The organism is Breznakia sp. PFB1-19, assembly GCF_029893935.1.
In the GTDB taxonomy this organism is placed as follows: domain Bacteria; phylum Bacillota_I; class Bacilli_A; order Erysipelotrichales; family Erysipelotrichaceae; genus Breznakia; species Breznakia blatticola.
Genome location: NZ_JARXXJ010000007.1, coordinates 94,954 through 106,327, shown reverse-complemented (window position 1 = coordinate 106,327; position 11,374 = coordinate 94,954). Strand labels below are relative to the sequence as shown.

Annotated in this window: 17 protein-coding genes; all 17 read left to right on the top strand. The window is 34.8% G+C overall.

Features of this window, described 5'->3' with window-relative positions; all coding sequences use genetic code 11:
- Window positions 1-173: 173 nt before the first annotated feature.
- The 17 genes from M2098_RS05320 to topA all read left to right on the top strand — a co-directional run bounded on the left by M2098_RS05320 (window position 174) and on the right by topA (window position 11,373).
- Entirely contained in the window at window positions 174-1,130 is a 957-nt protein-coding gene (locus M2098_RS05320) for an ATPase, T2SS/T4P/T4SS family (RefSeq protein ID WP_280682197.1), read from the top strand.
- Window positions 1,069-2,097, top strand: a complete 1,029-nt coding sequence (locus tag M2098_RS05315) for a type II secretion system F family protein (RefSeq protein WP_280682195.1) — start codon at window positions 1,069-1,071, stop codon at window positions 2,095-2,097. The genes M2098_RS05320 and M2098_RS05315 overlap by 62 nt, the downstream gene beginning before the upstream one ends.
- Before the next feature lie 2 nt (window positions 2,098-2,099).
- The gene (gene comGC, locus M2098_RS05310; protein ID WP_280682193.1) at window positions 2,100-2,402 is read left to right on the top strand and encodes a competence type IV pilus major pilin ComGC; all 303 of its coding nucleotides are present in this window, start codon (window positions 2,100-2,102) and stop codon (window positions 2,400-2,402) included.
- Window positions 2,353-2,775, top strand: coding sequence for a competence type IV pilus minor pilin ComGD (comGD, locus tag M2098_RS05305; protein WP_280682191.1), 423 nt, complete (start codon window positions 2,353-2,355; stop codon window positions 2,773-2,775). The genes comGC and comGD overlap by 50 nt, the downstream gene beginning before the upstream one ends.
- A complete protein-coding gene (locus M2098_RS05300) occupies window positions 2,765-3,028 on the top strand; it encodes a hypothetical protein (protein ID WP_280682189.1) in 264 nt (87 codons plus the stop codon). The genes comGD and M2098_RS05300 overlap by 11 nt, the downstream gene beginning before the upstream one ends.
- Window positions 2,973-3,395, top strand: coding sequence for a hypothetical protein (locus M2098_RS05295; RefSeq protein ID WP_280682187.1), 423 nt, complete (start codon window positions 2,973-2,975; stop codon window positions 3,393-3,395). The genes M2098_RS05300 and M2098_RS05295 overlap by 56 nt, the downstream gene beginning before the upstream one ends.
- A gap of 94 nt (window positions 3,396-3,489) precedes the next feature.
- Window positions 3,490-3,729 (top strand): hypothetical protein, encoded by a 240-nt coding sequence (locus M2098_RS05290; RefSeq protein WP_280682185.1) that lies wholly within the window; start codon window positions 3,490-3,492, stop codon window positions 3,727-3,729.
- 64 nt (window positions 3,730-3,793) lie between these two features.
- Window positions 3,794-4,066: a 30S ribosomal protein S16 gene (gene rpsP, locus M2098_RS05285; RefSeq protein WP_134169218.1), complete on the top strand. Its 273-nt coding sequence runs from the start codon at window positions 3,794-3,796 to the stop codon at window positions 4,064-4,066.
- A gap of 5 nt (window positions 4,067-4,071) precedes the next feature.
- Window positions 4,072-4,317: a KH domain-containing protein gene (locus tag M2098_RS05280; RefSeq protein WP_280682182.1), complete on the top strand. Its 246-nt coding sequence runs from the start codon at window positions 4,072-4,074 to the stop codon at window positions 4,315-4,317.
- A gap of 34 nt (window positions 4,318-4,351) precedes the next feature.
- On the top strand, window positions 4,352-4,831 hold the full coding sequence (gene rimM, locus M2098_RS05275; protein ID WP_280682180.1) for a ribosome maturation factor RimM: 480 nt from the start codon (window positions 4,352-4,354) through the stop codon (window positions 4,829-4,831).
- Window positions 4,831-5,583, top strand: a complete 753-nt coding sequence (gene trmD, locus M2098_RS05270; protein WP_280682200.1) for a tRNA (guanosine(37)-N1)-methyltransferase TrmD — start codon at window positions 4,831-4,833, stop codon at window positions 5,581-5,583. Before rimM ends, trmD begins: the two co-directional genes overlap by 1 nt.
- Window positions 5,584-5,750: 167 nt before the next feature.
- A complete protein-coding gene (rplS, locus tag M2098_RS05265; protein ID WP_134169212.1) occupies window positions 5,751-6,101 on the top strand; it encodes a 50S ribosomal protein L19 in 351 nt (116 codons plus the stop codon).
- Between the two features lie 111 nt (window positions 6,102-6,212).
- Window positions 6,213-6,824, top strand: coding sequence for a signal peptidase I (lepB, locus tag M2098_RS05260; protein WP_280682178.1), 612 nt, complete (start codon window positions 6,213-6,215; stop codon window positions 6,822-6,824).
- Complete coding sequence (gene ylqF, locus M2098_RS05255) at window positions 6,817-7,686, top strand: ribosome biogenesis GTPase YlqF (protein WP_280682198.1); 870 nt, start codon at window positions 6,817-6,819, stop codon at window positions 7,684-7,686. The genes lepB and ylqF overlap by 8 nt, the downstream gene beginning before the upstream one ends.
- Window positions 7,670-8,290: a ribonuclease HII gene (locus M2098_RS05250; protein WP_280682177.1), complete on the top strand. Its 621-nt coding sequence runs from the start codon at window positions 7,670-7,672 to the stop codon at window positions 8,288-8,290. The genes ylqF and M2098_RS05250 overlap by 17 nt, the downstream gene beginning before the upstream one ends.
- 63 nt (window positions 8,291-8,353) lie before the next feature.
- Entirely contained in the window at window positions 8,354-9,085 is a 732-nt protein-coding gene (locus M2098_RS05245; RefSeq protein ID WP_280682175.1) for a DNA-processing protein DprA, read from the top strand.
- A 53-nt stretch (window positions 9,086-9,138) separates the two neighbouring features.
- Window positions 9,139-11,373: a type I DNA topoisomerase gene (gene topA, locus M2098_RS05240; protein WP_280682173.1), complete on the top strand. Its 2,235-nt coding sequence runs from the start codon at window positions 9,139-9,141 to the stop codon at window positions 11,371-11,373.
- The last annotated feature ends 1 nt before the right edge of the window (window position 11,374 follow it).

The following is an 11,374-nucleotide window of genomic DNA, read 5'->3' as shown; positions in this document are numbered from 1 at the left end:
AATGCGAGTGTAATCAGCTTGAGCGAAGCGACCCGAATACCCCGTCGGAAAGCCATGGGATGGCTTTCTGGGCTCTGCCCCGGGGTAGTTTATTGCAGACTCGTTTCTTAGGAAGCGAGTTTTTTTTAGGATTTTGTGAGCTTGTTGTTTACCTATAAATAAGCGAGGTGTATATGAAAAAAAGGATCAAACAACTACTTGAGTATATTGAAATGTATGATGCAAGTGATGTTCATTTCACACTTCAAAATGGACAATTATTTGTACGGATTCGCGGGATTGATGGAATTAAAGAAATTAAGCATAAACTGCTAGATGAAAATCTATTTCATTATTTAAAGTTTATTGCCAATCTTGATTTGGGTAATTCGCTATTACCGCAAAGTGGAAACTTCTCATATACCTTTAAAAAGAAGCAACTACAGTTTCGATTTTCATACTTACGAACAATGCAACTGCAAACCGGTGTACTGCGGATACTGAATAACCACAAGCATTTTATAATTGAAGATTTAACAACAGATATAAATCAAATTGAATTATTTAAATGCTGGTTACAACGTTCAAGTGGATTGATTTTATTATCAGGCCCAACTGGTGCAGGAAAAACCACCACTTTACATGCACTATTGGAGAGACTGTCTACATACGAAAATAAACATGTGATTACTTTGGAAGATCCTATTGAAATTCAAACAACATCATATTTGCAATTGCAAATCAATGAAAAGGTAGATTTTACGTACGCAGAAGGAATCAAACAAGTCTTGCGTCATGATCCAGATGTCATTATGATTGGTGAAATTCGCGATGAAGTAACAGCAAAACAGTTGATAACTGCTGCACTGAGTGGTCATTTGGTATTATCAACCATTCATGCGAAAAGTTGTGTGGATGTTATTAAGCGGATGTTAGATTTCGGGGTGAGTGAACTTGATTTAAAAGAAACACTGTGTGGCTTAACCTCGCAACGAATTTTCAAAGCAAAAGATGAAGAGAAACGCATTTGTATTTATGAAATGATGGACGAAGCAGATATCGCACGTGTACTGAAAGGAGAACCGCTTGATGAAAACTATGAAACCATGGAAGACAAAATTCGCTTGGCTAAACAAAGAAATCAAATTTAATAAGCAAGTACGGTTACACATGCGTATGGATGAGTGGTCGTATTTTGCTAGTTTGTTGCAACAAGGCTATCCGTTAAAGCAAGCTTTGCAGCTAATGGAGAAAGATCATTTTGAAATATGCAAAGCGATTGATGATGGTTTACGTATTGAACAACTTGTCATAGACAGCTGCAAAGGTAGGATGAAAGTGTTTCTAGAATTCTTTTTAAAGATGACAAGTTTAACAAATGCGATTTCTTGTGCATGTTCAATGGAGATGTTTGAAAAGAAATTAAAGCAAGAGATGCTCAAAAAAAGTGTGTATCCACTATTTGTGCTATTGATATCATTTTTTACCGTGTATGTGTTTTCTGGATTTGTCATACCACAACTAGTTCAACACTTTGAATTTGAGCAAAATGTAATGTTTGAACTTGTTGAAATCATTCAACATATTGTGAATGTGATGGTGCTTTGCTTACTTTTTGTGATGCTACTACTCATTTTGTGTCAGTTAAGTAAACGAATTTTACGGTGTGTAGGAATGTTTGCTATTGCACACAGTAAAACGGTAAAAGAATGGATGTCATTTTATTTAGCACATTATTTAATTGAACTTGATGCGCATGGGTTAAGTACAAGACAAGCCTTCTTGTTTTTACAAGATATACGAAAACAACCACTGTTTCATAGTGTAAGCAAATCGATTTATGATGGACTAAATGCAGGGGAAGAGCTGTTTGTAGTCTTACAAAGAAATCCGTGGATATCCAAACGGTTTAAACTACATTTTACGATTGGTTCATCAACAGGAGCATTTCGAGAAATGATGATTTCATATCGTGATGAGCAACAAAAACGTTGGCAAATGCAAATACGGAAATTTACGATGCTATTGCAAATGATTTCGTATAGTTTTGTTGGGGTTATGGTCATATGTGTATATCAAGTCATGTTGTTACCTTTACAGTTATTAGAAAGGATGTAACCATGAAGCATAAAAAAGGATTTACCATATTGGAAATGATTATTGTATTAACTATTATTGCGCTTATCTTCCTGTTGACGATTCCAAATATCCAACAGAAAAAAGAGGTAATCGACAATAAAGGATGTGAGGCACTAGTTGAAGTTGTAAACGCACAAATTCTACTATATGAAATTGAGACACTTGAAACACCTTCAAATATGCAGCAACTCATTAGTAGGGGATATGTAAAAGAAAGTCAGGCACGTTGTCCAGATGGAGAAAAAATTACCATTGTTGGTGGTGAAGCTAAAGCAAGTAAATAAAAAAGGATTTACTTTGCTTGAGGCAATATTAGTACTTACGATTATAAGCGTATGTCTTCTACTATTTACAAGAACGGCGACATCTAGCACATCTTTATCACTGGAGATGGATAAAGTGAAAAGCATCCTTTTACTAGCACAAAGAGAAGCGATTCTGACAAAACAAGTTGAATATGTTCAAATTAAAAATTCTCAAATTATAAGTGGTAAGAAAACGCATCAACTTGCTAAAGGGATGGCTTGTGGAGAGCATGAAATCTATTTCAATGAGCGAGGAAATGTAAATCAGGCACGAACGATTACTTGTACATTCAATAACCAACAAAAACAATTGGTCATTCATCTAGGAAGCGGAAATATCTATGAAAAGTAAAAAAGGGTTTCTCTTGAGTGAAAGTATTATATTTATGCAAGTGTGCATGGTTCTCGTATTATTCTTAAGTGTATGTAGTCAAAGTATGTACAAATATTCTCGTATGAAACGAAATACCTATGATGAAGAATTAGAAATGAAGACTTTCTATGAAGAGTTTCGCTATGTAGAACCAGAAGAAATCGAGGAAAATGAAGATGGAGAACATACAGAACAAGAAACTGAAGAAGATGACAATCCAGATGGGGTTTAGTATGTTAGAAGCGCTGTTTAGCTTGTTGATTGTAAGTATCTTATTATCTTTACTTTTAATGTATTTACAAGGTTTACGACGTATGGATACGAGTATGTATGATGGAGAAGATGATATTAGTATCTCACAACTTCGTTTGATTTATGTACTCAGTGATACGTGTTATGCTGATGGAAGTTTATACTTGTCATATTATGATAAAGACATGCAAGTATCCTTACAAAAAGACCGTCTGATTATGCAACCAGGATATCAAGTGTTCTTACAGTATGTGGATGATGCATATTTTACGCAAAGAGAGGAGTGTATCTATCTTGTTTATAAACATAAAAACCAAGAGGTTAAGGAACGAATCATCGGTTGCTAAACATGGATTTATTGGCTTATATGGATTAGTGCTGCTCAGTTTTATGTTGAGTTTTATAAGTATGCTTACTTTAAAAATAGAAGCGCAAAGACCCATGCAAAGTAAAGTTGACTTTGTGGAATTGTACGCACTATCTAGTGCAAAGCAAATGATCAAAATGGAAGAATCTATGCGCAATCACGAATATAAAAATTGTATGATTCAAATTCGTTGTGATGAGCAAAGCTGTCGTATTGAAATTACAGGTGCAAACTATCAAATGACAAGCATTGTATCCTATGATTACAAGTCAAAGAACATACTCAATTACCAATATGAAAGAGGTGTCAAGTAAAAAACCTTGACACCTTTATTTTTTATGGTATGATTACTGAGTAAAAATTAGAAGGAGAAACACAATGGCTGTTAAATTAAGATTAAAAAGAATGGGTAAAAAAGGGTATGCATACTACCGTATCGTAGCTGCAGATTCAAGAAGTCCTCGTGATGGAAGAATTATTGAAGCAATCGGAACATACAACCCAAACTTAGACCCTGCACAAATTACTTTAGATGAAGAAAAAGCAATGAACTGGATTAAAAATGGTGCACAACCATCAGATACAGTACGTACAATTTTATCTAAACAAGGAGTTCTAAAGAAATTACACGACGAAAAAAACAGTAAATAGTCGTCATGGATTACGAAAGAATCATGTTGGATCTAATCACTCCAATTGTTGATAATAAAGAATCACTATCAGTGAAAGTCTTACCAACACTTGAAGATGATGAAGTTCTCTTAAATGTATATGCAAGTTCTGAAGATGTTGCTCGTCTTATCGGGCGTCGTGGAATTATGGCAAGCAGTCTTCGTCAGATGATGTCTATTGCATCTCGTACAGAGAATAAAATGATCACAATTAAATTTGAATCATATTAGGATGCAGACGCATCCTTTTTTAAAAGGTGAATGTATGGAAAAAATAGAAATTGGACAAATTGTAAATACTCACGGATTACGTGGGGAACTAAAAATTAAACTGGATACAGATTTCGCAAATGAACGTTTTAAAGTTGGAAATACGGTATTTGTTGGCGACTTACCTTTAGTTGTACATAGTTTTCGTATGAATAAAGGGATGGCTTTAGTTGCATTCAAAGAACTTTTAGATATCAACTTAGTTGAAAAATATAAAGGTGAAAAAGTATTCGTAAACCGCGAAGATATTAAAGATGATGGTAAAGGATACTATTTCTTTGATCTTGTTGGTTGTGAAGTATTAGATCAACATGGGAAGTCGCTTGGTATTGTGGATGAAATGATTGATACTGCTGCAAATCCAATTATGCGAGTGAATCAAAAAATCTTAATTCCATTTGTGGATGCATTTGTAAAGTCTGTTGATTTAGATAAAAAACAAATTGTAATTGAAGTAATTGAGGGATTGTTATGATGGAAATCAAAGTGTTGACACTATTTCCAAACTTTTTTGATTCCTTCAAGGAAACATCAATTATCAAACGTGCACTTGAGAAGGAAAGTGTACAGTTTACAGCGATAAATTTTCGTGATTACACATTAGATAAACACAACAATGTAGATGATACGATTTGTGGAGGTGGAGCAGGAATGCTACTTGCATGTCAACCAATCGTGGATGCATTAAAGGCGAATACTAAAGCAAACAGTAAAGTTGTTATGTTGAGTCCACAAGGGAAGAAGATGACGCAAAAACTTGTACGTGAGTTAGCTGAATGTGATGATATTGTCTTGCTGTGTGGACACTATGAAGGATTTGATGAAAGAATTCGTGATTATGTTGATGAAGAAGTAAGTATCGGTGATTTTGTGTTAACTGGTGGAGAGCCAGCAGCGCTTGTTTTAAGTGATGCCATCATTCGTTTGCGTGATGGAGTAATTCGTAGTGATTCTCATGAAGATGATTCATTTGAAAACGGCTTACTTGAATATCCACAATATACACGCCCAGTAGAATACGACGGTAAAAAAGTACCCGATGTATTGATGAGTGGACATCATGAAAATATTCGCAAATGGCGATTAAAAGAATCCTTACGAAAAACACACTTGCGTCGTCCAGATTTGTTAGATGGACGCACATTTACAAGCGAAGAACAAAAGTTATTACAAGAAGTGATGGATGAAGAAAATAAGAAACAAACTTCGAATGATGAAAATCAATAAGTCATAAAACAAAGGGTCATAAAACAATGGTGAAATTCAGTAATTTTTGGTTTACATTAATGCTGAAATTTGCTATTATATATAAGCCTGTTGGCTGCAGGGTTCCGCTTATCCGGTAATAACGGATTATGAACCAATCTGTATTACTAAAGAAAAGGAGAAAGAAAATGAATTTAAATTTAGTTAATGAAGTAACAAAAAAACAAATTAAATCTGATATCCCTGCATTCCGTAGTGGAGCTACAGTAAAAGTTCACGTTCGCATTAAAGAGGGTGACAAATCAAGAATCCAGGTATTTGAAGGTGTAGTAGTTGCACAAAAAGGTGGAGGAATTGCTGAAACTTTCACAGTTCGTAAAATCTCTAACCAAATCGGAGTTGAAAGAACATTCCCATTACACTCACCAATTATCGATAAAATCGAAGTTGTACGTCATGGTAAAGTTCGTAGAAATAAATTACGTTACCTTAAAGGACGTAGTGGAAAAGCTGCAAGAATTAAAGAAATCCGTAGATAATCTATTAGATGCACGAATGTGCATCTTTTCTTTTCCATAATCAGGTTAAGAAATGTTGTAAATTATATGTTTCATTGTGTGAAACATAAAGGAATAATGGTATAATAAGCGATGATGAACGAGACAAATGTCAATACAGAAACAAAAAAGGTAAATGAGACGAAAACAGAAATATTAGACTTTATTAAGATGGTCCTTATATGTTTTGTTTTGGTTTTTTTGTGTGTGAAGTTCTTCTTTCGCCCAATAACCGTTTCTGGTAGTAGTATGTATCCAACATTAGAAAATCAAGAATTTGGATTTTCCAATGTCTTTGCAGGATTAACTAGTGAAATTGAACGATTCGATGTCGTTGTTGTCCAAGATGAAAAAACTGGAGATGACTTGTGGGTGAAACGAGTGATTGGTTTGCCTGGAGAGGAAATCGAATACTTTGATGATCAGTTGTATATTAATGGTAAACCGGTAGAAGAACCATTTTTAAATAAAGCGTATATGGAGACACAAATCGGGGATCGTAATTATGGAAATACGTTTACCCATGATGTAGAACCTATTGTCTTAGGTGAAGATGAGTATTTTTTACTGGGTGATAATCGTCCGGTATCTAGAGATTCAAGAGCAGCTGGAATTGGACCGTTTAAGCGTAGTTCGATTATTAGCAAGAATGTTCTTGTGTTATATCCATTTGATAAAATAGGGATGGTGAGTAATGATGAGTAATCAGAAATTAAATATACAATGGTTTCCTGGGCATATGACCAAGGCTAAACGTGAAATGCAAAGTATGTTATCAATGGTCGACATGGTAATCGAATTGCGTGATGCACGTGTGCCAAATGCTTCAAAGAACCCGTTGATAGATGAATTAGTCGGACAAAAACCAAGACTGATTGTTTTAACGAAAATCGATAAAGCAGAAGATGAAGAAACAAAACGGTGGATTCAATTACTATCGAATGAGTATACAGTTGTTGTTGGTGTAGATGTACTGCATGATAATGTAAAAAAAATCATCAGTGAAAATGCACTGTTTTTAATGAAAGAAAAACGAGAACGACAAATAAAGAAAGGGATGAATCCACGTGCAGTACGTTGTATGGTGTGTGGAATCCCAAATGTTGGAAAAAGTACGCTAATTAATCAAATAGCTGCTAAGAAAACATTAGTTACTGGTGATCGCCCAGGAGTTACAAAAAACACACGTTGGGTAAAAGTAAATAAGGATATTGAATTACTAGATACACCAGGTGTATTATGGCCAAAATTTGAAGATGAGCAAATTGGGATCTTACTTGCGATTACTGGAGCAATTCGTGATCAAGTATTACCACTAGAAGAAGTAGCGTATGCTGCCTTAAAATATCTAAAGGTGTATTTTCCAGAACGTTTACAGGAAGCGTATGGCGTAACTATCATTGAAAATAACTATAAGTTGTTTTTAGAGATTGGAAGAAATCGAAACTTACTTCAAAAAGGAAATGAAGTTGATTACAATCGAGCGATTGAAACGTTTATGAAAGATATTCGTACCAACCGTTTTGGAAAGATTACTTGGGAGCGAACTGATGCAGTGCACGAATGAGTATGAATTACAGTATGAAAACCAAGGCTACCAACAAGTAATTGGTATTGATGAAGCTGGGCGAGGTCCATTGGCTGGTCCACTGGTTGTTGCTGGTGTATGTTTTCCAATGGGATTTAGTCATCCCGAGATTTATGATTCAAAGAAGCTTAGTGAAAAAAAGCGTGAAGCACTTTATGGCTATATTAAAGAAGAAGCACTATATTTTTCTATTGAAATTATTGATGAAGCGACAATCGACCGTTTAAATATCTACGAAGCAACAAAACAAACAATGATGAAAATTGCTTCTGAATGTGAAGCTGCTGATGTTGTTTTAAGTGATGCGATGAAATTTCAAGTTGAAGGAAAAATTGTTGAACCTATAATTAAAGGTGATCAAAAAAGCGTCAATATTGCAGCTGCAAGCATTCTTGCAAAAGTAACACGTGATCGTATTATGAAAGAATATAGCAAAATGTATCCAGAGTATGGATTTGATAAACATAAAGGATATCCAACTAAACAACATATGGTTGCACTTAATACATATGGTGTATTGCCAATCCATCGACGCAGTTATGCACCAGTAGCTAAAGCACTACAAATGCATTTTGATTTTTAGTAAAGAAGTATCTATCAAGGATATTTCTTTTTTTCTTCCTATATATATACAGAGGTGTATAACATGAGAGAAAGATTACTGTATTATAGTGTAAAATATGATGGCGATGTACATGCGATTAAAAGAGCAATTTTACATAATGAAGCATACGAATCCATTACGTATCCAGATCCATATATTACAATACTGGATGATGTGTATCCCCAAGAGTTTCTGTTGTTGAAATATCCACCCTATGTTCTATACTATAAAGGGGATATATCATTATTAAATAAACGTAAAATTGCAGTTGTTGGTTCGCGCATCATGACTCGCCAAGGCAGATATAATTGTGAAACGCTTATGCGATATGTAAACAAAGAATATGTAAGTGTCAGTGGACTTGCTAAGGGAGTGGATGCATATATTCATCAATTATCACTTCACACAAGAAAGACCATTGCCATTGTAGGTTGTGGACTAGATATTCACTATCCAAAGTGCAATAGCTTTCTATATAAAGAAATTGAAACAAATCATTTATTGTTAAGTGAGTATCCAAATGGTTCGCGTCCATTTTCATTTCATTTTCCTTTGCGTAATCGTTTAATTGCAGCGCTAGGAGAGAAACTAATCGTGATTGAAGCAAGTAAGCGAAGTGGCACCATGCTTACGGTAAATGAAGCAATTGAACTAAATAAAGAAGTCTATGTATTTCCATATTCATTTGTAGAAAATCATGTAAGTGGTTGCAATGTATTGATTCAAGAAGGGGCAAACATTATCGTAGATAATGAAACAATCGCCGAATTGTAGGTGTTGACAAATGAACAAAAGTGAATATACTTGATGTAAGTCGGAGGTAGTAAATGAAAAAATTAGTAATTGTGGAGTCACCTTCCAAATCAAAGACCATAGAAAAATACCTTGGTAGCGATTTTCAAGTCGTATCAAGTAAAGGACATATACGTGATTTAGCCACATCTGGAAAAGGTGGGTTAGGGATCGATGTAGATAATAATTTCGAACCAACTTATAAAATAAGTAAGGAAAAGAAAGCAACTGTAAAGGAATTGAAAGCACTTGCTAAAAAAAGTGATGAAGTATATCTTGCAAGTGACCCGGACCGTGAAGGAGAAGCGATCGCTTGGCACTTAGCTGATGAACTTGGTTTAGATCAAGATAAACAAAATCGTATTATTTTTCATGAGATTACAAAACCTGCTGTTATTGAAGCATTTGAAAATCCAAGAAAAATTGATCAAGATTTAGTAAAGTCACAGGAAACAAGACGTATTCTTGACCGTATCATTGGGTTTCGTCTATCAACTTTATTACGTTCAAAAATCAAAAGTAAATCCGCTGGACGTGTACAATCAGTTGCATTGCATTTAATCATTGAACGTGAAAATGAAATTCGTGCCTTTAAACAAGAAGAATATTGGACAATTGATGCACTAGTGAATAAGAAAAATGATTCATTTGTTGCTGAATTGAAAAAATATAAAGGAAAAACTGCAAAAATCGCAAATCAAGAACAAAGTGATGCAATCATAGCTTCTTGTACAGGTGATTATGTTGTGCAATCTATTGATAAGAAAGTAAAGAAGAAAGCTTCTAAGCTGCCATTTACTACTTCATCATTACAACAAGAGGCAAGTACAAAGTTAAATTTTAGTGCAAAGAAGACGATGTCAACTGCACAAAAACTTTATGAAGGTATTGAAATTGGTACGGGTGTTGAGGGTCTTATCTCTTACATGCGTACAGATTCAACGCGTCTAAGTGAAGTGTTTACAAGTAGTGCACTTGCATATATTGAAAGCACATACGGAAAAGAATACGTTGGAAGTGTACGTCAAAAGAAAGATGCAAATTCACAAGATGCCCATGAAGCATGTCGTGTTACTGATGTGAATCGTACACCTGAGTCAATCAAAAGTTACTTAACTGCAGATCAATATAAACTATATAAATTGATTTATGCACGTACACTTGCATCATTAATGGCACCAGCAAAAAGTGATAGCATGGTTGTACAAATCGTAAATAACGATGCACAATTTAATGCAACTGGTTCGGTATTGACTTTTGATGGGTACTTGAAAATATATAAAGACTATGAATCAAGTAAAGATGAAGTCTTACCAGTACTCGAAGAAGGTGAGATCTTAAGTGATGTAAAACTTGAAGGTAAACAACACTTTACTGAACCACCAAAACGTTATAGTGAAGCGCGTTTAATTAAAGAACTCGAAGAACAAGGAATTGGACGCCCTTCTACATATGCGATGATTATTGATACATTGCAAGCACGTGGTTATGCAGACTTACGAAAACCAACGGAAACAACAAAAACGAAAGTATTCTTCCCAACAGAACAAGGGGAGTTAACAGATAAGAAATTACAAGAATTCTTCTCTGATATCATTAATGTGAAATACACAGCAGCGATGGAAAATGAACTTGATGAAATTGCTGAGGGACAAAAGGATTACGTAAAAGAATTACGTAAATTCTATGACCGTTTTGAGCCGTTATTGCAAGAAGCATACGACAAAATGGAAAAAATCGAAGCAGAGAAAACAGGTGAGATGTGTCCTGAATGTGGTCATGAACTTGTAATCCGTAAAGGACGTTATGGAGACTTTGTTGCTTGTAGCAACTATCCAGAATGTAAATATGTAAAACAAGATGAAGAAGATAAAATTGATGAGACCTGTCCAAAATGTGGTGGTCCATTAGTGAAAAAGCGTGGACGTTTTGGTGAATTCTATGCATGTGCAAACTATCCAGAATGTAAATACATCAAAAGTGATCGTCAACCACCAAAAGAAACGGGAGAGATGTGTCCTGAGTGTGGAAAGCCATTAGTTGAACGTAAATCAAGATACGGGAAGATGTTTGTTGGATGCTCAGGATATCCAAAATGCCGTTATATTAAAAAAGAAGAAAAACCAAAAGATGAAGAGGTTGATGCAACTGCTAAATCAGAAGCAGAAAAAGTTGTAGAAACTAAGACAAAAAAGAAAACGACAAAAAAAGCAACAACAAAAAAGGCGACAAAAGCAAAAGAAGATAGTCGTACAGAATCTGAGGAATAAT